General features: G+C 60.5%; 20 protein-coding genes. 6 read left to right on the plus strand and 14 right to left on the minus strand.

Annotation, left to right across the window (positions count from 1 at the left end):
* Positions 1-3 precede the first annotated feature (3 nt).
* Positions 4-621 (minus strand): 30S ribosomal protein S4, encoded by a 618-nt coding sequence (rpsD, locus tag ACQZ60_RS09245; RefSeq protein WP_003520423.1) that lies wholly within the window; start codon positions 619-621, stop codon positions 4-6.
* Positions 622-1,073: 452 nt separating this feature from the next.
* Here rpsD and ACQZ60_RS09250 point away from each other — a divergent pair, with 452 nt between their 5' ends.
* Both ACQZ60_RS09250 and ACQZ60_RS09255 read left to right on the plus strand, forming a co-directional pair.
* Positions 1,074-2,057: a TerC family protein gene (locus ACQZ60_RS09250; protein WP_142779390.1), complete on the plus strand. Its 984-nt coding sequence runs from the start codon at positions 1,074-1,076 to the stop codon at positions 2,055-2,057.
* Positions 2,058-2,357: 300 nt separating this feature from the next.
* Positions 2,358-2,876: a hypothetical protein gene (locus ACQZ60_RS09255; protein ID WP_448735128.1), complete on the plus strand. Its 519-nt coding sequence runs from the start codon at positions 2,358-2,360 to the stop codon at positions 2,874-2,876.
* A gap of 3 nt (positions 2,877-2,879) precedes the next feature.
* On the opposite strand, the gene ACQZ60_RS09260 is transcribed toward ACQZ60_RS09255, so the two are convergent.
* From ACQZ60_RS09260 to ACQZ60_RS09300, 9 genes are all read right to left on the minus strand, one after another.
* Positions 2,880-4,394, minus strand: a complete 1,515-nt coding sequence (locus ACQZ60_RS09260; RefSeq protein WP_448735327.1) for a helicase HerA domain-containing protein — start codon at positions 4,392-4,394, stop codon at positions 2,880-2,882.
* Between the two features lie 128 nt (positions 4,395-4,522).
* Entirely contained in the window at positions 4,523-5,410 is an 888-nt protein-coding gene (locus ACQZ60_RS09265) for an EamA family transporter (protein ID WP_448735129.1), read from the minus strand.
* Between the two features lie 51 nt (positions 5,411-5,461).
* On the minus strand, positions 5,462-6,100 hold the full coding sequence (locus ACQZ60_RS09270; protein WP_304981340.1) for a LysE family translocator: 639 nt from the start codon (positions 6,098-6,100) through the stop codon (positions 5,462-5,464).
* A 72-nt stretch (positions 6,101-6,172) separates the two neighbouring features.
* A complete protein-coding gene (locus ACQZ60_RS09275) occupies positions 6,173-6,460 on the minus strand; it encodes a HigA family addiction module antitoxin (protein WP_020810458.1) in 288 nt (95 codons plus the stop codon).
* Positions 6,461-6,474: 14 nt separating this feature from the next.
* Positions 6,475-6,753, minus strand: coding sequence for a type II toxin-antitoxin system RelE/ParE family toxin (locus tag ACQZ60_RS09280; RefSeq protein ID WP_020810459.1), 279 nt, complete (start codon positions 6,751-6,753; stop codon positions 6,475-6,477).
* 96 nt (positions 6,754-6,849) lie between these two features.
* Positions 6,850-7,089, minus strand: coding sequence for a hypothetical protein (locus ACQZ60_RS09285; protein WP_035236761.1), 240 nt, complete (start codon positions 7,087-7,089; stop codon positions 6,850-6,852).
* Between the two features lie 377 nt (positions 7,090-7,466).
* Positions 7,467-8,288, minus strand: a complete 822-nt coding sequence (gene murI / locus ACQZ60_RS09290) for a glutamate racemase (protein ID WP_020810462.1) — start codon at positions 8,286-8,288, stop codon at positions 7,467-7,469.
* Complete coding sequence (locus ACQZ60_RS09295; RefSeq protein WP_003520414.1) at positions 8,272-9,105, minus strand: RNA methyltransferase; 834 nt, start codon at positions 9,103-9,105, stop codon at positions 8,272-8,274. The genes murI and ACQZ60_RS09295 overlap by 17 nt, the downstream gene beginning before the upstream one ends.
* Positions 9,106-9,243: 138 nt before the next feature.
* Positions 9,244-9,777 carry a hypothetical protein gene (locus tag ACQZ60_RS09300; protein WP_448735130.1) on the minus strand — a complete coding sequence of 178 codons (534 nt, stop codon included), beginning with the start codon at positions 9,775-9,777 and terminating at the stop codon, positions 9,244-9,246.
* 214 nt (positions 9,778-9,991) lie between these two features.
* Between ACQZ60_RS09300 and ACQZ60_RS09305 the strand changes: the two genes are divergently transcribed.
* Complete coding sequence (locus ACQZ60_RS09305) at positions 9,992-11,206, plus strand: NADP-dependent isocitrate dehydrogenase (RefSeq protein WP_448735131.1); 1,215 nt, start codon at positions 9,992-9,994, stop codon at positions 11,204-11,206.
* 317 nt (positions 11,207-11,523) lie between these two features.
* Positions 11,524-12,150, plus strand: a complete 627-nt coding sequence (locus ACQZ60_RS09310; protein ID WP_020811594.1) for a glutathione S-transferase family protein — start codon at positions 11,524-11,526, stop codon at positions 12,148-12,150.
* Positions 12,151-12,226: 76 nt separating this feature from the next.
* On the opposite strand, the gene ACQZ60_RS09315 is transcribed toward ACQZ60_RS09310, so the two are convergent.
* From ACQZ60_RS09315 to recA, 3 genes are all read right to left on the minus strand, one after another.
* The gene (locus ACQZ60_RS09315; RefSeq protein WP_020811593.1) at positions 12,227-12,610 is read right to left on the minus strand and encodes a VOC family protein; all 384 of its coding nucleotides are present in this window, start codon (positions 12,608-12,610) and stop codon (positions 12,227-12,229) included.
* Between the two features lie 99 nt (positions 12,611-12,709).
* Positions 12,710-15,373 (minus strand): alanine--tRNA ligase, encoded by a 2,664-nt coding sequence (gene alaS, locus ACQZ60_RS09320; RefSeq protein ID WP_448732836.1) that lies wholly within the window; start codon positions 15,371-15,373, stop codon positions 12,710-12,712.
* Between the two features lie 231 nt (positions 15,374-15,604).
* The gene (gene recA, locus ACQZ60_RS09325) at positions 15,605-16,696 is read right to left on the minus strand and encodes a recombinase RecA (RefSeq protein WP_059760399.1); all 1,092 of its coding nucleotides are present in this window, start codon (positions 16,694-16,696) and stop codon (positions 15,605-15,607) included.
* Between the two features lie 246 nt (positions 16,697-16,942).
* Here recA and ACQZ60_RS09330 point away from each other — a divergent pair, with 246 nt between their 5' ends.
* Positions 16,943-17,884 (plus strand): carbohydrate kinase family protein, encoded by a 942-nt coding sequence (locus ACQZ60_RS09330; RefSeq protein WP_448735132.1) that lies wholly within the window; start codon positions 16,943-16,945, stop codon positions 17,882-17,884.
* Between the two features lie 29 nt (positions 17,885-17,913).
* A complete protein-coding gene (locus ACQZ60_RS09335) occupies positions 17,914-18,837 on the plus strand; it encodes a pseudouridine-5'-phosphate glycosidase (RefSeq protein WP_003525163.1) in 924 nt (307 codons plus the stop codon).
* A gap of 246 nt (positions 18,838-19,083) precedes the next feature.
* Here ACQZ60_RS09335 and ACQZ60_RS09340 read toward each other — a convergent pair whose 3' ends face one another.
* Complete coding sequence (locus ACQZ60_RS09340; protein ID WP_448735133.1) at positions 19,084-21,348, minus strand: OmpA family protein; 2,265 nt, start codon at positions 21,346-21,348, stop codon at positions 19,084-19,086.
* Positions 21,349-21,369: the final 21 nt, after the last annotated feature.

A 21,369-nucleotide genomic window follows, 5' to 3' on the forward strand; every position in this document is an offset into this window, starting at 1 on the left:
CGATTAACGCGAGTAGAATTCGACGACCAGATGCGGTTCCATGACGACCGGGTACGGAACGTCGGAGAGAGCCGGAACGCGGGCGTAGGTCGCAACCATCTTGTTGTGGTCAACTTCGATGTAGTCCGGAACGTCGCGCTCAGCGAGCTGAACGGCTTCCAGAACGGTTACGAGCTGCTTGGACTTCTGGCGAACTTCGATAACGTCGCCCGGCTTGCAGCGGTAAGAACCGATGTTGACGCGAACGCCGTTAACCGTGACGTGGCCATGGTTGATGAACTGGCGCGATGCGAAAACGGTCGGAACGAACTTGGCGCGGTAGACGATGGCGTCCAGACGCGACTCGAGCAGGCCGATGAGGTTTTCGGAAGTGTCACCCTTGCGACGGTTTGCTTCGTCGAAGGTGGCGCGGAACTGCTTTTCGCGCAGTTCGCCGTAGTAGCCCTTGAGCTTCTGCTTGGCGCGCAGCTGCGTGCCGAAGTCGCTCATCTTGCCCTTGCGGCGCTGGCCGTGCTGGCCCGGGCCGTATTCGCGGCGGTTTACCGGGGACTTCGGACGGCCCCAGATGTTTTCGCCCATGCGGCGGTCGATTTTGTACTTAGCCGATTCGCGCTTGCTCATCGTATTTCCTTCTCAAAAGGTTATGCCGGTTTGTTGCCAAACCGGTTCAAGGAAACACGCCCTCCTCTGAAGCCCGTTTCAGGGCCTCTGACAGGCTTCTCACATGCAAATGGAGAAACCACGGGACATGTCGGTGATATTGACCGCCGAACGTCAGCTATTACACTGCAAGGCAGTCAACAAAACACACCGGACATCACTGCCCGGCGTTGGGGCGGCTTCTAAACACGTTTTACAAATTTGTCAAACAACGCCTGCCGCTTTTTTTCTCGATCCTGCCCTTGAAAAGCCTGAGCGCCCACCCATCTCTCCATCGTGATCAGAACTCGGGCCCCTCTGGCGTGTTACCGGACAACACGTGATGTCGAGTTTCTTTAGGTTGGGGCCCACGTATATTCTTCACGCACGTTCCCCATCCGCAAAGCCAACCTCGTCCGGCTAAAGGTTGACTGATGGAATTTCTCCTGACGGATTTTCTCGGCACCCCCACATGGATGTGGGCTGTCTTCATTTCTCTCGTCCTTGGCCTGCTCGCGCTCGATCTCGGCGTGCTGCACAAGAACTCCAAGGAAATCGGCGTTCGTGAAAGCCTGCTGATGTCGGGCTTTTATATCGCCATCGGCTTGGCCTTCGGCGGCTGGATCTGGTACCAGTCCGGCGAACAGTCGGCGATGGAATATGTCACCGGCTTCGTGGTCGAAAAAAGCCTGGCGATGGACAATATCTTCATCATCGCCATGATTTTCTCTTATTTCGCAATTCCCCGCCAATATCAGCACCGCGTGCTGCTCTGGGGCATCCTCGGCGTCATCGTCCTGCGCGGCATCATGATCGCCGGCGGCGCGGCCATCGTCGAAAACTTCCACTGGGTGCTTTATCTCTTCGCGGCCTTCCTCGTCTTCACCGGCCTCAAGATGCTGTTCTCGTCCGACCACGATGAATCGGATATCGGCAATAACCGCATCCTGAAGTTCCTGCGCAGTCACCTTCCGGTGACAAATAGGCTGCATGGCGAGAAATTCTTCGTCAAGGAAACCGATGAGGCCACCGGCAAACTCAAGACCTTCGTGACGCCGCTCTTCCTGGCGCTCATCATGGTCGAAATCGCCGACCTGATCTTCGCAGTCGATTCGATCCCGGCGATCTTCGCGATCACCACCGATCCGTTTATCGTCTACACCTCGAACATCTTCGCGATCCTCGGCCTGCGCGCCCTCTATTTTGCGCTCGCCGCCCTGATCCACCGCTTCGCTTATCTGAAATATGCGCTGGCTGCGGTTCTGGTCTTCGTCGGTTCGAAAATCTTCGTCGCCGATATGCTCGGCATCGCCAAGATCCCGCCCGCCGTCTCACTCGGCGTCACGGTCGCCATCCTCGCAACCGGCATCATCGGTTCGCTGATCGCAACGCGGAAGGAAGCAAAGGCCATCGAATAAGAATATGCGACGAGGAGGCGGAAACGCCTCCTCGTACCACTGACAAAGTCCTGAAAGCTCTCTTCCGTCATGCTCGGGCCTGTCGCGAGCATCTGCAACGTCTCGATTTTATTAAACGTGATTAGATCCTTGGGACAAGCCCAAGGATGACGTCGAGAGTGAGCAGGTTTGTCAGTAAATTGAGGAGGCGATGACGCCTCCTCTTTCTTTTTTGATGCTGAAACCTATAATCTGCATTATTACTACCAAGACCAAAATCTATTTTAAAAATATTAAAAACTTCCAATTCATTGCTTTAAAATGACCTTTGAACCCGTTGACCAAGCCATTTCCGAACAGAAACTCTGGCGAGCGAAGGAAATCCTTCAAGGCAGGCTCAGCCATCCTGAAGTCGATCTGGCGCTCTTTCAAAAATACGGCGAAGTACTGCTCGAGATGAACGATCTCGTTGAAGCGGGGCGCATGTTGTTCTGCTCCGGCGCGCGCGAGGAACGTTTCAGGGAAGCGATCGATATATTCCTGTCGAGAAGCAACCGGCGAGAACCGCAGCGCTTTCTGGCGCAATTGCCCTCTTCCATAAGGCGGCAACGGCATCTGGCGGAATTTATCGCCTCGCCGGAATTCGAACGCAGCGGATGGACGGCGGCGCAGCTCTCCCGGGTCGCTCCCGTAAAAACGGATGTCAGCACCCGCCCCTATCAACGGCCGCACCGATTGGCCTCGGCACTTGTCATAGCCGTTCTTGTCTGCGTACTGACTTTAAGCCTCGTCGGTCTCTACACAACGATCAGCTTCGTCGTGCGGATTCTGACGGAATAACGACTACTCCGCCGCGAGCCGCGCATCGTCCTCTGCCGCATCCGCGTCACCCGGCGCGGTCTTCGCGTCGAGATCGGGAAACGCCACGATGCGCTTGCCGGAGAAATCGGCATGCACCACCACAAGCTCCTTCTCCTCGAAATAACCAAGCAGCCGCCGCGCGCGGCGGGCGGAATGGGTGCCGTAGGCGCGGGCGATGCGAGCATCCGACGGACAAGGCTCCTCGCCGAGAGCGGCCTTGACCAGCAGCAGGAAAACACCCTGAAGGTCGTCGGAAACCGACGTCGACAGTTCCAGCGCCTTTTCCCAGCCTTCGCTGGCCGCCATCGCCGCATCCACGCCGGAGCGGGCAATCGCCACCTGTCGGCGGAATTCCGGCAGCGTCATCGGCGTGCCGGGAATACGGCGCATGCGGGCGCGCACCAGAAAATCCTGATAAAGCACGGCATCGGTTCGATAGGCCGATTGCGGATCGTCGAGAATTTCGACGAGAACCGTCGCGATTTTCTCCTCACGCTCCTCCGGCGTCATCTCCGGCTGGCCGCTTCGCGGCTGCTCGGGTGAAGGACCGACGGCAGCAGGCGTGGAACGGGAGAGTTCGGCCAGAATATCCGTGGTCGGGCGTGGTGCTGGCGGTGTGCGGCGCACGGCAGGCCGGGTAAACTCTTCCGGATCCGGCGTGAAAATAAGGTCTTCGACATCTTGAGGCGCATCCGGCAGCGGCATCAGCTTCGGCGAAGAGGAACGCGCCGAGGTTTCCACCGGGCCGATGACGATGGGAAGCGGCCGGCGCGACAGCGCCGGGCCGAGCGCCACGAAATTGCCGCGCTGCAGATCGCGGAACATTTCCGCCTGCCGCCGGTCCATGCCGAGCAGGTCGGCCGCGCGCGCCATGTCGATATCGAGGAAGGTGCGGCCCATCAGGAAGTTGGAGGCTTCCGCCGCCACGTTCTTGGCAAGCTTGGCAAGGCGCTGGGTGGCGATGACGCCGGCAAGCCCGCGTTTACGCCCACGGCACATCAGATTGGTCATGGCGCCAAGTGACGCCTTGCGCGCATCCTCGGTCACCTCGCCGCCGACGGAGGGCGCAAACATCTGCGCCTCGTCCACCACGACAAGCACCGGATACCAGAATTCACGATCCGCATCGAACATGCCGTTGAGGAAGGCGGCGGCGGCCCGCATCTGCTGCTCGATATCGAGGCCTTCAAGCGTCAGCACGCAGGAAACGCGGTGCTGGCGAATGCGGTTGGCAATGCCGGCAAGCTCCGCTTCGGTACGCTCGCCATCCACCACCACATGACCGAACTTGTCGGAAAGCGTGACGAAATCGCCCTCGGGATCGATGATGACCTGTTGCACCCATTGCGCCGATTGCTCAAGCAGCCGGCGCAGCAGATGCGACTTGCCGGAACCGGAATTGCCCTGCACCAGCAAACGCGTCGCAAGCAATTCCTCGATATCGAGCTTGGCCTGCTGCCCGCCCGATAGGGTTCCCATGTCGATGCCGACCTGCAATGTTCCATTCCTCGTGCTGCATGTCATCCGGCCGATTCCCCTGGCGGCGGCCGAACATGCTCTTTACCAAAAAATCGCCGGTTGCGTCTGCCGCATCCCGATAATGCACAGGCAATTCAATATTCAGCCTATGCGGGCCGACCCCGAAACCAGGAAAAGGCGATACGCCGCCCGAAGACGTTGAGCATCAACCCCAGAATGACCAGCGCCGCGCCCACCACCTCGAAGACGGTGATGTGCTCCGCAAAAGCGAAATAGGCGCTGACGAAACCGATCACCGGCACCAACAGCGAAAAGGGCGCCACGGTTCCCGCCGGATAACGCAGAAGCAAATAACTCCAGATGCCCGCGCCCACAATGGTAGCGCCATAGGCCATATAGACCAACACGAAAGCCGTCATTGCCGTTGCGTTGGCAAGGCCCTCGGCAATCGCACCCGGCCCTTCCACCACCAGCGAAAGCGCCGCCAGCGGCAGGACCGGCACCAAGCTAGTCCAGGCAACAAAGGAAACGGCGTTCACCTGGCCGATACGCCTGTTGACGATATTGCCGCAGGCCCAGGCAATCGCCGAGCCGATACCCATCAGAAGCGGTACGAGAGCCGCAGCCGTCATGCGCTCCACGCCGATAACCGCAAGCCCACTGAAAGCGATGACCGCGCCGACGACCTGCGAAGGCAAACGCCGCTCGCCGAGAAACAGCACGGCAAGCGCCAGCGTGAAAAAGGCCTGCGACTGCATGACCAGCGACGCAAGCCCGGCAGGCAGACCGAGCTTGATGGCCGGATAAAGCAGGCCGAACTGCACGAAACCCATGGCCATGCCGTATACGATCATATGCCGCCACGGCACATTCGGTTTCGGCAGAAAGAATACCAGAGGCACGGCCGCACAGAGATAACGCAGCGCCGTCAGGAACAGGGGCGGCATGTCCGCGACCCCGATCTTGATGGCAACGAAGTTGAAGCCCCACAAAAACACGGTGATCAGGGCGAGAAGAATATGCGGCAATGCCATTTTGTTATGTCCGAATTTCAGGCGACCGACACCTCTGATGTTTGAGGGGCTTTACGCCGAAACCGCCCTCTTCCAGCCGAAGGCAACGAGACCGGCGCCGATCAGGAGACCGCCGCCCGTGCGGTTGACGATGCGCTGAACCTTCGGCTTGCGGATCGTATTGCGGGCGGCACTTGCCAGAAGTCCATAAAGCGCCGCATTCACCGTGGCAAGCACCAGGAATGTGACTTCGAAAATCAGCACCTGCGGCCAGAAGGGCAATGTCGGCACCAGAAACTGCGGCAGGAAAGCCACGAAGAACACGATGCTCTTCGGGTTCAGCGCGGTGACGATATAGGCATGCAGGAAGATTTTGAGCGGCCTTTCGCGGCCGGTCACGCCCGTCCCTTCCGCACCCTCGCCGCTGACCGGCGAACGCCACAGCTTGATGCCGAGATAGATGAGGTAAGCCGCACCGATCCATTTCAGCCCGGTGAAAAGCGCCGCCGATGTGGCAAGCAGCGCGCCGAGCCCGAGCATGGAAGCCGTCATCGCGGTGAAATCACCGAGCGCCACACCCGTCACCGTCGCCGTGCTGGCCTTGCGGCCATGACCCAGCGCATAAGAAATCACCAGCAGGATCGTCGGTCCCGGAATGGCAAGCATGATGGCGGATGCGGCCACGAAGGCCAGCCAGTTCTCCAGCGGCATGATGAATCTCCCTATCTGATTTTTAGGAGCAAGCCACCAAAACCAGAAGGTATCAAGCCAAATCTTCGAAGATTATGCCGCCCTGTCATCCAACGGACGAACGGGCGGCTGCTCGCGTTTCATCGCCTGTGCGAGATCGTAATTCGACTGCATGGCAAGCCATGCCCGCGCGGTGCTGACCCCTGCCCGCTCCAACCGTAAGGCAAGGTCTGGGCTCACTCCTGCCCGTCCGTTCAAGACCCGAGAAAGCGCTACGCGCGACATTCCAAGCCTTTCAGCAGCGTCTGTTACGGAAAGCTGAAGTGCGGCAATAACCTCCTCCCGTAACAACTCACCGGGATGAACAGGAAATTTCATCATTGGAACAATTCCCTTCAGTGATAGTCCTGATAGTCGACAAGTTCGACGTCGCTATCCAGAAATCGAAACGTCACACGCCAGTTTCCATTCACCCATATGGACCAGTGGCCCCTCATATCACCCTTTAACGGATGAAGTTTGAGACCAGGAAGATTAAGATCGGGAGCGCCTGCCGCAACCTCAAGCAAGGTTAGTATTCGGCCAAGCTTGGCGGCATGGGCAGGCTGAATACCCTTCGTCGTCCCGGAACGATAAAAAGCTTCTAGCCCTTTGTGTCGGAAACTGACGATCATAGGAACAGCGTATCCTGTATCGCATCGCTATACAATACGTAACGGCAGAGATGCGGCGGCCGCCCCGACGTTTTTCGCCGGAGAGGCCTTTGCCAATCAAAACCGGGGCGCCCAGTAAGGAACCTCCCAATCCCGCCGCCGCTTCACCCGGGAGGGGTCAAGGCCGATATCGACCAGAAGTCGCTCTGGCAGATCGGCAGGATCGGTCGGCGGTGCACGCGGCACCACTGCGGCAATGAGAACCGCTTTCAGGGTTTTCCAGACACCGAATGTGACGAACAAGCGATCGACCGCATCCGGCAGCGCATATGCTACCAATGGTTGATTTTTCTGCATGGGAAATCCATCCCGGCGCGGCAAAGCGGCCAGGTCCTTTATCGATGGAAAACGACATGCCGGAAGCGCGGACGCAGCAGCAGGGCCACGCGGACGCACGATCACATGTCGGACGAAGTGAAAATGCCAAACGGCAGGGAAATCAGGCTTTAAGCCTTATCGGAGGGAGATGCCTCGGGTCACATAACCGCCGATAATCATGCCGGAAAGGCCTGACATGCCGTTAAGGCGCATATTGATGTCATTGGTCATTCCACGCCTCCATTTATAGCGGTTACAGACAAGATGCATCTTACACAAGAAATCCGGCGCGACAAGTGGTCGCAATCTCGAATTGCAAAAGACGGATAAAACAGATGCAAAAATGCAACAGGCGCTCAGGCCGCCGAAACGCTGAGACCGAAACCCTGCATCAGCCGCCGGGTGGCGAAATCCGGCTTGCCGGAGGTGAAGACGGCAAAATCGAAACCATCCGGATGCTCCGCATCCTGCGGCAGCGGCACGAGGTGGCGCGCGCGCCGCGCAATCGCCTCGGCGGGGTCGAGCCAATCCACCGGCCATGGCGCCAGCCTGCGAAACAGATTGGCCATGAAGGGGTAATGGGTGCAGGCAAGAACGACGATATCCGTGCGTTTTCCCTCGCTGTCGATGAAGCAGGGTTCGATTTCGGCAAGCACAGCCTCATCCGAAACCGGCTCGCCCCTGATCCAGCTTTCCGCCATGCGCGCCAGGTTTTCAGAGCCGACGAGGCGGACATGGCATTGGCTGGCGAAGGACTGGATGAGATCGCGCGTATAGGCGCGCTTGACGGTGCCCGGTGTCGCCAGCACCGAAACGAGGCCCGAGCGGGTGCGCTCCGCCGCCGGCTTGATGGCGGGCACAGTGCCAACGAAGGTCATCTGCGGAAAGCGGGCGCGAAGATCTGCGCCAGCGAGCGTGAAGGCGGTGTTGCAGGCGATGATGCAGACTTCCGGGCTATATTCGTCCAGCAGCTTGTCGAAGAGCGAGAGAATGCGCGCCTTCAGCGCCTCCTCCTCCCAGCCGCCATAGGGGAAACCCGCATCGTCGGCCACATAGATGAAGCCGCGCTCGGGCATCAGCACCCGCGCCTCACGCAGCACGGTCAGCCCGCCAATGCCGGAATCGAACACCAGTACCGGTTTCAGCACATCGGCCGCCGCCTCACTCGTCTTCAGCATTCTCCCCTGCTCCCTCGGCCGACGGCCCCGCTGCCCTTCCCGCCTGCTTCGGCCACTGCCGTGGAAAGCGGTCGAGCGAATTGATCACGCCACGGAAAACGCTGATTTCCTGCTCGGAAAACCCGCGTCGCGACAGCACGGCGCGCAGATTGTCGACCATTTTCGGCTTTTTTTCAGCGGGATGAAAATAACCCCGCGCATCCAGCGCTTCCTCGATATGTTCGAACAGGCCGAAAACCTGTTCCTTGGTCGAAGGACGTTGCTCGACGGACTGGAAAAGCGTCTCTCCCAGATCGTCCATGCCGGATTTCATCCATTCATAGGACATCAAAAGCACGGCCTGTGCGATATTGAGCGAGGCAAAAGCGGGATTGACCGGAAATGTCACGATCTCGTCGGCCAGCGCCACTTCCTCATTGGTCAGCCCCCAGCGCTCGCGGCCGAAGAGGATACCGGTCTTTTCGCCAGCCTTGAATTTTGCCCTGAGGGTATCGGCGGCGGTGACGGGCGCACGCACCGGCTTGAAACCGTAACGCTCGCGCGCGGTCGTGGCATAGACGAAGTTCAGGTCCTTGATCGCCTCTTCCAGCGTCTCGAATACCTTCGTGGCGTCAATGACGTGATCGGCCTTGGAGGCCGCGGCGCGCGCCTTCTCGCTCGGCCAGCCATCACGCGGATTGACCAGACGCAATTCGGCCAGGCCGAAATTGGCCATGGCCCGCGCCACCATGCCGATATTTTCGCCGAGCTGCGGTTCGACGAGAATGATCGCGGGGCCTTCCGCCACAAGTTCGAGATCGCTGTTTGTGCCTGCCATCGTCTTTTGTCCGTGTGTTGAAGCGTCGCATCGATTTTCAGCCCGACGCGCTAAAGCGCGCTTCACTGGCACAGATCGGCGCCAAAATCAAAGCCGGCGCGGAGAAAGCCTGGCTTCACCCCGCTGGCAAGACGCCCCTTATTGCTCGCCCTTGATGATCGTCGCCATCTCTTCGCGCAGCGAATCCCTACCCTCGTCGCCAACGCGATGAATATCGCTGATGACCGGCCGGCCATCCTCCTCGACGACGTCGAAATGCACTTCGTCAACCGTCGCCTTCATCTCCGCCTCGTCCATGCAGGCCCAGAGCTTGAATTTCGCCGTCACGTCAGTCACGCCGTCCTTCACCGCACCGGCCGTCACTGAAACTTCCTGCAGCGGGCAGCCATCCTGGGAGTTGGTCACGACATCGTAGCCGAAGGGATCACCCTTCTCCCCGCTTTCTGCCTCGTAGGCCGGCTTCTTGGACGCTTCGTGATATTGTGCGACGAAATCCTTGCTGAACAGGCTGGTCAGCATGTCCTCATCAAAGATGTATTTCCAGTTCTCCGCATCGCCGGACCAGTTCTTGACAGTGATATCCATCACCTTCTGGACGGGATCGGTGGGCCCGGCAGCAAGGGCGCTGTGGGAAAAGAGGACGGCGGCAGTCAGAAGCAGAATATTCCGCATGATGTGATCCCGGGATAGGCCCGAAGGCGGGCGAAGCGATTCGCCTGACTGTATTCCGGCATTATGGTTTGGCAATGCGCAAAGCGTTATTGCGCTGCGCCAAAAAAGCGCCCCCCATGGCTTTGCCTCAGACGCTCGCAATGCTATAGCCGCACCGGATATTTTTCCGAATACCGGCGTTATCAGACGCCACAGCTTCGAAGGTGAGGAATTCATGGCAAAGATCAAGGTAGCCAATCCGGTCGTCGATCTCGACGGCGACGAAATGACCCGTATCATCTGGCAGCTCATCAAGGACAAGCTGATCCTGCCATACCTCGATCTCGACATCGAATATTACGATCTCTCGGTTGAAAACCGCGACGCCACCAACGACCAGGTCACTGTCGACGCGGCGCACGCCATCAAGAAGCACGGCGTCGGCATCAAGTGCGCCACCATCACCCCGGATGAAGCCCGCGTCGAGGAATTCGGCCTGAAGCAGATGTGGAAGAGCCCTAACGGCACGATCCGCAACATTCTGGGCGGCGTCATCTTCCGCGAGCCGATCATCTGCAAGAACGTTCCGCGCCTCGTTCCCGGCTGGACCAAGCCGATCGTTGTCGGCCGTCACGCTTTCGGCGACCAGTACAAGGCAACCGATTTCAAGTTCCCCGGCAAGGGCAAGCTGACCATCAAGTTCGTCGGTGAAGACGGTCAGGTCATCGAAAAGGACGTCTTCGATGCCCCGAGCGCTGGCGTGGCTCTTGCCATGTATAACCTCGACGAATCCATCCGCGAATTCGCCCGCGCCTCCATGAATTATGGCCTGATGCGCAAGTGGCCGGTTTACCTCTCCACGAAGAACACCATCCTCAAGGCCTATGACGGCCGCTTCAAGGATATCTTCGAAGAAGTCTACCAGACCGAGTTCAAGGCGCAGTTCGACGAAGCCGGTATCACCTATGAGCACCGCCTGATCGACGACATGGTCGCTTCCGCGCTGAAGTGGTCCGGCGGCTACATCTGGGCCTGCAAGAACTATGACGGCGACGTGCAGTCCGACACGGTTGCGCAGGGCTTCGGCTCGCTCGGCCTGATGACCTCAGTTCTTCTGTCACCGGACGGCCGCACAGTCGAAGCCGAAGCTGCGCACGGCACGGTTACGCGCCACTACCGCCAGCACCAGAAGGGTCAGGAAACCTCGACCAACTCGATCGCTTCGATCTTCGCCTGGACCCGTGGCCTCGCCCACCGCGCCAAGCTGGACGACAATGCGGAACTGGCAAAGTTCGCGGCAACGCTCGAAACCGTCTGCGTCGACACCGTCGAAAGCGGCTACATGACCAAGGATCTGGCGCTCCTCATCGGACCGGACCAGCCCTGGCTTTCCACCACCGCCTTCCTCGACAAGATCGACGAAAACCTCAAGAAGGCAATGGCGGCTTAAGCCGGCCTTCCCAGCGACTTCAAAACCCGGCCTCAGCGCCGGGTTTTCTTTTTTGTTCACAGTATCTTGATTAGCCGTTGTACTAGGCGCAGACTTCGATTCCGCGTGCTGCGGCCAGTACAACAATAAGACAAAGCTTAAACAGCATCTACTTGCACATAACTTGCCCGGCACAGTCAAACGTTCATCGGAGCATCGGCGCGATCTTAGGGAACACGCGAAGGATGTTGCGAACTTTAAAAATGCGAAGCGCAGGCGCGAAATCCTCATCGGTTTTCCCATGATGCTTCGGCGATTTTGCTTGGGGAGGCAAAAGCATGAGTGAATTGATCTTCTACACCAACCCCATGTCGCGCGGACGCATCGCGCGATGGATGCTTGAGGAAGTGGGCGTTCCTTACCGAACGGAAATACTGGGCTTCGAGACCTCGATGAAATCGCCCGCCTACCGGCTGATAAATCCGATGGCGAAGGTGCCCGCCATCAAACACGGCGATACCATCGTCACCGAGGCGGCGGCGATCTGCGCCTATCTCGCCGATGCCTTTCCCGGCGCGAACCTTGCGCCCACACCCAAGGCGCGCGGGCTTTATTATCGCTGGATGTTCTTTGCCGCAGGCCCGCTGGAAATGGCGGCGAGCATGAAGGCGATGGGTTTCGAAGTGCCCAAGGAGAAGCTGCGCATGGCCGGCTGCGGCAGCTATGCGGATGTGATGAATACGCTTGAGCGGGCCGTCAGCGAAAACCGCTTCATCGCCGGCGATCTCTTCACGGCGGCGGATGTCTATGTCGGCGCGCATATCGGCTGGGGCCTGCATTTCGGCACCGTCGAAAAACGCCCGGCCTTTCTCGATTACATGGCCCACCTCACCGACCGCCCGGCCTACAAGCGGGCCGCCCAGCTCGACGAGGAAGCAGCGAAGGACTTGCAGGCAACCGGATAAGACCGGCCAGCCACGCCGCTACCGATAAACAATAGCCCGCCCGAAAATCGAATATCCTATCGATCATCGCGGCGGGTTATGTACCGGACTGGCCGAGCGGCTCCCCGACCTCTATCGCGTGCCCGTCCGGATCGTAAAAACGAAACACCCTCTGCCCCCAGGCCTGTCGCTCGAGTGGATGGATAAGCTCCACATGCGGCGCGATATTTCGAAAAGCTGCATCGACATCCGCATGTTCGAAATAAAGCAGCATATTCCGTCTGCCATAGGGCTCTTCCGCGCCCGACGATGTGCCCCAGACCGTCTCCGCGAGCGACCGCCCCTCATGAATTGCAAAGCCAGTTTCAAAGAGGACGAAGTTTCCACAATCCTCGACAATCTTCAGGCCGAGCCTGTCACGATAAAACGCCTTCGAACGGCCGATATCGCGCACGAAAGGAATAGGATTTACAAAGCGCATCGCTTCCCTCCGTCGCGTCCTCGGCGCGCAACCATCTTGTCTTTGAAGGCGGAAACAAAAAAGGCGGGGTAAAACCCCGCCCTCTTCAATTCACACCGATCAGGCAGCCAGCGCCGCCGCCACCGCTTCAATGGCATCCTGTGCCCTGGCGCCATCCGGGCCGCCGGCCTGCGCCATATCGGGACGGCCGCCGCCGCCCTTGCCGCCAAGTGCGGCGGAAGCGGTGCGGACGATATCGACAGCGCTGAAACGGGCCGTCAGATCTTCGGTAACGGCTGCGACAGCGCTTGCCTTGCCGTCTTCGGAAACGGCGATCAGCAGCACGACGCCCGAGCCGAGATTGGCCTTGGCCTCATCGGCAAGACCCTTGAGGTCCTTGGCATCGATACCGGACATGGATTTTGCCAGGAAGTTGACGCCAGCAACCTGCTTGACATCGCTTGCGCCGGCATCCGCCGAACCGCCGCCCATGGCAAGCTTCCGGCGGGCATCGGCAAGCTCGCGCTCCAGCTTCTTGCGCTCATCGAGCAGACCTTCGACACGCGACAGCACATCGCCCGGCTGCACCTTCAACGAAGAAGCAAGCGCCTTAACCCGCTCATCCTGTTCTGCCAGATAGGCAAGCGCGCCCTGCCCGGTCACGGCTTCGAGACGGCGCACGCCCGCACCGACGGCGCTTTCGCCGAGAATGCGGATGAGGCCGATCTGGCCGGTGGCCGCCACATGCGTGCCGCCGCAAAGCTCGACGGAATAGGGACGATTGGCTTTTGCGCCATGCAGGCCGGTGCCCATGGAGACGACACGAACTTCGTCGCCGTATTTTTCACCGAACAGCGCCATGGCGCCCTCGGCAATGGCGTCGTCGACGCTCATCAGGCGGGTCACGACCGGCGAGTTCTGCAGAACGATTTCGTTCGCCATTTCTTCGACGACCTTCAGCTCCTCGGCCGACATCGGCTTCGGGTGCGAAACGTCGAAACGCAGGCGCTCGGGCGCAACCAGCGAACCCTTCTGGGCGACATGGGTGCCGAGCACTTCGCGCAGCGCCTCGTGCAACAGGTGGGTGGCGGAATGGTTGGCGCGCAGGCGCGAACGGCGGTCATGATCGACCGTCAACTGAACGGCATCGCCAACTTTCAGACCGCCCTTGGAGACCGTGCCCAAATGCACGAAGAGGCCTTCGCCCTTCTTCTGGGTATCGGAAACGGCAAAGGCGCCATTGTCGCCGGAAATCACGCCGGTATCGCCCATCTGGCCGCCGGACTCGCCATAAAACGGCGTCTGGTTGACGACGACCTGCACCGTCTCACCATCGGCAGCGCTATCCACAGCCTTGCCGTCCTTGACGATTGCCTGGATGACGCCTTCGGCGGTTTCGGTGTCGTAACCGAGGAATTCGCTCGCACCGAGCTTTTCCTTGAGCTCGAACCAGACGGTCTCCGTCGCCTTGTCGCCGGAACCGGCCCAGTGCGAGCGGGCTTCCGCCTTCTGGCGCTCCATCGCATCGGTGAAGCCGGAAATATCGACGCCGATTTCGCGGGCGCGCAGTGCATCCTGCGTCAGGTCGAGCGGGAAGCCATAGGTGTCGTAGAGCTTGAAGGCGGTTTCGCCATCCAGCATGTCGCCCTTGTGCAGGGTCGAGGTGGCGTCTGACAGCAGCGACAGGCCGCGTTCCAGCGTCTTGCGGAAACGGGTTTCCTCAAGCTTCAGCGTCTCGGAAATCAGCGCCTCGGCACGGACCAGTTCCGGATAGGCGCGGCCCATCTGCTGCACCAGCGCCGGCAGCAGCTTGTAGATCAGCGGCTCGCGCGCGCCGAGAAGCTCGGCATGGCGCATGGCGCGACGCATGATGCGGCGCAGAACATAACCGCGACCTTCGTTCGACGGCAGGACGCCATCGGCGATCAGGAAGGCGGACGAACGCAGATGGTCGGCGATGACGCGGTGGCTGGCGCGCTTTTCGCCTTCGGCCGGAACGCCGGTCGCTTCCACGGAAGCGGCAATCAGCGCGCGGAACAGGTCCGTATCGTAATTGTCATGCTTGCCCTGCAACAGCGCGGAAATACGCTCAAGACCCATGCCTGTGTCGATCGACGGACGCGGCAGGTCGATGCGCTCCTCCTTCGTCAGCTGCTCATATTGCATGAAGACGAGGTTCCAGATTTCGATGAAACGGTCGCCATCTTCTTCCGGCGAGCCGGGCGGGCCGCCCCAGATATGATCGCCATGATCGTAGAAGATTTCCGAACAGGGACCGCAGGGGCCGGTATCGCCCATCGCCCAGAAATTGTCGCTGGTCGGAATGCGGATGATACGGTCGTCAGAGAAACCGGCGATCTTCTTCCAAAGGTTAAAGGCCTCGTCGTCGGTATGGTAAACGGTGACCAGCAGACGATTGCGGTCGATGCCGAATTCCTTGGTGATCAGGTTCCAGGCATGGGTGATCGCTTCTTCCTTGAAATAATCGCCGAAGGAGAAATTGCCGAGCATTTCGAAAAAGGTGTGGTGACGGGCGGTATAACCGACATTGTCGAGGTCGTTATGCTTGCCGCCGGCGCGCACGCATTTCTGCGCCGAAGCGGCCGTGGAATAGGGACGGCTTTCAAGACCGGTGAAGACGTTCTTGAACTGCACCATGCCGGCATTGGTGAACATCAGTGTCGGATCGTTGCGCGGCACCAGCGGGCTGGAGGGCACGATCTCGTGTCCGTTCTTCTTGAAGTAGTCGAGAAAGGTCGACCGAATTTCATTCACACCGCTCATGCCCACACACCGCTCACAGCTGGAGTCCATCATTGCCATCGGGAACGATGGCTTTATTGCAAAATCACTGGCTTTTATCGTTCGCATCCTGCCCTGTCCAGCCATGGAGGCGAAGCAAGACATATAGGCAATTAAAAAGGGCCACGCGAAGAAAAATCGCACGACCCTTTTTGATCTATATCAGTTCGGCAAAGTCTGCGGGTGGCAATGCCCGAGCCTTCACGGAAGGTGTCAGCCTTCGTCGGAGCCGTCGTCGCCTTCGCCGGCGTCCGGCCCGCCATTCTGCAGGAAGCGGTCGGCGATCAGGCCGGCATTCTGGCGCAGCGCCAGTTCGATCTCATTGGCCGTTTCCGGATTGTCGCGCAGGAATATCTTGGCGTTTTCACGCCCCTGCCCCAGACGCTGGCTATTATAGGAGAACCATGCACCGGACTTCTCGACGATACCGGCCTTCACGCCGAGATCGACAAGCTCACCGGTCTTGGAAACGCCTTCGCCATACATGATGTCGAATTCCACCTGCTTGAAGGGCGGCGCCATCTTGTTCTTGACGACCTTCACACGCGTCTGGTTGCCGACAACCTCTTCGCGCTCCTTGACGGCGCCGATACGGCGAATGTCAAGACGAACGGACGCATAGAACTTCAGCGCGTTGCCGCCCGTCGTCGTTTCCGGCGAACCGAACATGACGCCGATCTTCATACGGATCTGGTTGATGAAGATCACCATGCACTTAGACTTGGAGATCGACGCCGTCAGCTTGCGCAGCGCCTGGCTCATCAAACGCGCTTGAAGACCCGGCAGGCTATCGCCCATTTCACCTTCGATTTCCGCCCGCGGCGTCAGCGCCGCAACTGAGTCGACGACCAGCACGTCAACCGCGCCGGAGCGCACCAGCGTATCGGTGATTTCCAGCGCCTGTTCGCCCGTGTCGGGCTGCGAGATCAGAAGGCCCTGCAAATCCACACCGAGCTTGCGGGCATAGACCGGATCAAGCGCATGTTCGGCGTCGACGAAGGCGCAGATGCCGCCCTTCTTCTGGGCTTCGGCAATGGTCTGCAATGCCAGCGTCGTCTTGCCCGAGCTTTCCGGGCCATAAATTTCAATGATGCGCCCCTTCGGCAGACCGCCGATGCCGAGCGCAATATCCAGGCTGAGCGAACCCGTCGAAACGGTCTCCACTTCAACCACGTTTTCATTGGAACCGAGCTTCATGATCGATCCCTTGCCGAACGACCGTTCGATCTGGGAGAGCGCCGCTTCCAGTGCCTTGCTTTTATCCACCGATTTATCCTCTACGAGACGCAAAGAATTTTGTGCCATCCGAACCACCTTTAGGTTATTGAAGCCGCACAGGCAATGAAGCAGTATGGAAACGGTATGTACTCTATTTGTTCTTATTTCGCAAGGCTGAGCCAGCATATTGAAAACAAATAGCGATAAGTCGTTTGTTCTGCTTTCGTTTTTCCGTGCCCGGCCTATGGCCGCAAACCGGATGCGAGGTCAGGAAGACGTCAGTTTAGGCCGAATCGTCCGGTCTTTCCATCCGCCAGAGAGGGAAACGCAAGCGTGAAGAAAATACTCGTTCTGGGCGGCGCGCATATCGACAGGCGTGGCATGATCGAGACTGAGACGGCGCCCGGCGCGAGCAACCCCGGCTCCTGGATGGAAGAGGCCGGCGGCGGCGGTTTCAATGCCGCGCGCAATCTTTCCCGCCTCGGTTTTCAGGTCCGCATCATCGCCCCGCGCGGCGGCGATACGACCGGTGAGGCGGTGGCAGAGGCCGCACGGCAGGCGGGCGTGGAAGACACGCCCTTCACCTTCCTGGACCGCCGCACGCCAAGCTACACCGCCATTCTGGAGCGTGACGGCAATCTCATCATCGCGCTTGCCGATATGGACCTCTACAAGCTCTTCACCCCGCGCCGCCTCAAGATACGCGCCGTGCGCGAGGCGATCACGGCGAGCGATATCCTGCTCTGCGACGCCAATCTGCCGGAAGACACGCTGACGGCGCTCGGCCTCGTCGCCCGCGCCTGCGAAAAGCCGCTGGCGGCCATCGCCATATCCCCCGCCAAGGCGGTGAAGCTGAAAGCGGCGCTCGGCGATATCGACATCCTCTTCATGAACGAGGCGGAAGCCCGCGCGCTGACCGGCGAAACGACTGCCAATGTTCGCGACTGGCCCAACATCCTGCGCAAGGCCGGGCTTGCCGGCGGCGTCGTTACCCGCGGCGCAAGCGAGGTGGTGGCCTTCAGCAGGACGGAGACGGCGATCCTCCACCCGCCCCTCATCCGCGAGGTGAAGGACGTAACCGGCGCGGGCGACGCCATGGCGTCGGGTTATCTCGCCGCCATCGCCGAGGGAAAGACGATTGCGGAAGCGTTGAGGCAAGGCGCGGCGGCGGCCGCCATCACCGTGCAATCGCCCTTCGCCACCTCCCAGGACCTATCAAAAGACAGTGTCGAAGCCATGTTGGGGCTTGTTCCCCAGGCTGAAATGCTGGCATGAACCCGCTTTTAAAAACTGGAACAGATGAAATGACCCGCCCTATCTCCCCGCTCCTTCCAATCGTCTATTCTCAGGAAGTCGCCGCCGCCAAGCAGCGCGGTGCGCCGATCGTGGCACTTGAATCGACCATCATCACCCACGGCATGCCTTACCCAGGCAATATCGAGATGGCGGAAAGCGTCGAACAGATCATCCGCGATCAGGGTGCTGTTCCGGCCACCATCGCGGTCATTCACGGCACCCTGCATATCGGCCTTGAGAAAGACCAGCTCGAGGCGCTGGCCCAGACCACCGACGCCATGAAGGTCTCGCGCGCCGATATCGCCTTTGCGATCGCCGAGCGCCGCACCGGCGCCACCACGGTGGCCGCCACCATGATCGCCGCCGCCCGCGCCGGTATCCGCGTTTTCGCCACCGGCGGCATTGGCGGCGTACACAAGGGCGCGGAAGAGACCTTCGACATCTCCGCCGATCTGACCGAGCTTGCGAAGACCGGCGTGATCGTCGTCTGCGCCGGCGCCAAGGCCATTCTCGATATTCCGAAGACGCTCGAGGTTCTCGAAACCAATGGCGTGCCGGTCGTCACTTTCGGCTCGGAAGAATTCCCGGCTTTCTGGTCGCGCTCCTCCGGCCTGCCGAGCCCGCTCTCGCTCAACAGCCCGGCGGCAATCGCCAATTTCCAGACAACCCGCGAACAGCTGGGTATCGAGGGCGGTATGCTGGTGGCCAATCCCGTGCCGGAAGAGGACGAAATTCCGCGCGAGGAGATGGAAATCTACATCAACCGCGCCATCTCCCACGCCGAACGCGACGATATCACCGGCAAGGAAGTCACCCCCTACCTGCTCGGCGACATCTTCCGCCTGACGGATGGCCGCAGCCTGGAAACCAATATCGCGCTGGTGCGCAACAATGCCCAGCTGGCGGCGGAAATCGCGGTCGCGCTGAACTGAAGACACACATCTCCTCTTCGGGCGGTTCCCAAAGTGAGTGCTGGGGGGTTTTGGAGGCTGGAACAAACACTTCCTCCGTCATGCTCGGGCCTGTCCCGAGCATCTGCTACGTCTCGACCGGAGGAAACGTGATTAGATCCTCGCCTCAAGGGCGAGGATGACGTCGCGTATTTGGAAAGCCTGTCCCAATGAAAAAGGCCCGGAGAGCCTGCGCTTTCCGGGCCTTTGTTTTTCATCAGAACCTAGTCACTTCTGGGCGACCGGCTTCACCAGCGGCGTCACGCGGCGGATGGTGACGCGGCGGTTCTGCTGTTCCGGGCCGAGCGTCTGGACCTTCAGGTAACGCTCACCATAACCTTGCGTCGCGAGGTTTTCCGGCGGAATGCCGTAAACATCGGTCAAGACGTTGGCGACGGAAGCGGCGCGCTCGTCGGAAAGCACGAGGTTGCTTTCATCAGAACCGACGGCGTCGGTATGGCCTTCGATCAGGAAGGTTTCACCCGGGTTCTTGTCCAGCGCCTTGTTGATGGCATCCGCCACCTTGCGCAGCGAACGGGCCTGCGTCATCGGGATTTCGGCGCTGCCGGTGGCAAAAGTGATGGTATCGAGGTCGATACGGCGCACCTTGTCGCGGATACGGGCCGAATAACGCACTTCATCCAGCGAATAAACACGCTCCACCGGCTCGACCGGCGGCTGTTCCAGGAAGCGGTAATAATCGCGGTCCGGATCGCTCGAGGTGTCGATGATGTAGTCCGTCACGGGAATGCGCAGGCGCATCGGCGGCAGGTCGAGGCCCGGATCGCGATAGACGTAATCGCGGTCGGGATCTTCCATCAGCTCCGGTGCATAGAACAGCACATATTCGCGGCCGCGATCGTCGATGCGCGAGCGCTGGATCACGTCACCATATCGGTTGCGGATCGTCACCACCTGCGTTCCGTCACGGCGCTCCACGGTTTCGCGGACACGGCCGCCGGGCAGACGCTCGTAATAGGGCTCGCCGCCATCGCGGATGAAGCGCTGGTTGTCGTCGCCGCGCACCACGACACGGTCGCCGAATTGCAGGATGATCGGCGCATCGCGGTCGCGATCACGCGGACGGCCTTCGCGCGGCTGCCATTCGCGCACGCCTTCCGGCCGCTCATATTGCGGGCGACGGTCGACACGCTCGCCCTGCTGCGAGGTGATGGCTTCCATCTTGACGGGCGGCGGCGGGGCCTTGCCTTCGGCGGCGCCGGCGCGCTGCGCCTCGGCGTCGGAAGTCGGAACCTTCACGTCACCGGCCTGTTCGCGTTCACGACGGCGCTCCTCGCGGGTCTGGCGGTTGCCGGAACGTTCCACTTCCTTGTCGCTGTCGAGAACGGCGGCGCCCTTGTCGACCGGCAGAATGACGGTATCGGCGGTCTTGGACGGGTCCTTGGCGATTGCCTTGGCCTTATCCAACTCTTCCTTCGTCATCGGCGGCGCTTCCGTCTGCGGAACAGCGACCTGATTGGGAACGGGTTCACCGGCCGGCGCCTGTCCGGTTGTCGTACCGCTCGGCGGCGGCGTCGGCGCGCCTGGCAGCGGGGCTGCGGGTTCGGTTCTGCCCTGACCCTCTACCGGCGGCTGTTCCGAAGGCTGACGGCCCGGTGCGGGGTTTGGCTGGGCTTCAGGTGCCGGCGGACGCGCGGGCGTCGGCGCTTCGGTCGGAACCGGTGCTTCCTTCGCGGCGGGCTCGGGGGCGGCCGGCTTTTTCTCCGGAACGGCTTTTTCGGCCGGCTCGGCTTTCTGTTCCGGGGCCTTTTCCTCTACCGGTGGCTTTTTGGCGGGTGCCGGTTCGCGGGGCTTGGCCGGCTCGCCGGCATTTTCAGGGCGTGCTGCGGGCTCCTGTTCGGCAGCAGGTTCCTTCGCGCGCTCCTTGCGGGGACGCTCGGGACGCTGCTCGCCCTCACCTGCGGGCTGCTCGGCCCGTTCCGGCTTGCGCGGACGTTCCTTCGGCTGCTCTTCGGCAGGTGCGGCTTCGGGCGCGGCCTCGCGCTGGCGTGCGGGGCGCTGTTCGCCCTCGCCCTGCGGCTCCTGTGCGCGTTCGGGTTTGCGGGGACGCTCCTGCGGCTGCTCGGCCGGCGCGGGCTCAGGGCGAGCCTCACGCTGCTGCGGTTCCCGCTGGGGCTCAGGCTGCGGTTCCCTTTGCGGCTCAGGGCGCGGTTCGGCAGGCGCGGCTTCGCGCTTGGGCTCCGGTTCGCGCTGCGGCTCCGGCGCACGCTCCTGTCGTTGCGGCTCGGCCTGCGGCTGCTCCTCTTCGGCCTGCTTGCGACGCTTGCGCAGTTCCTCTTCCGGGTTCGGTTCTTCCGGCTGTGCCTGCGCCAAAATCACCCGGCCGGTCGCAGCATCGCCGGGAAGCGCCTGCGACACGGGCGTCTGCGCCCGCGCAGCACCGGCAAAACCGGCCGCGGCCGGCTCCACCGCAATCGCCAGCGACATGAGGGGGAAAACCACCCCCGTCAGCAATGTGTTCTTCTTCAGCATCGGTGTTTCCTCATCTGCCAT

The sequence above is a fragment of the Agrobacterium sp. 22-223-1 genome, assembly GCF_053522385.1.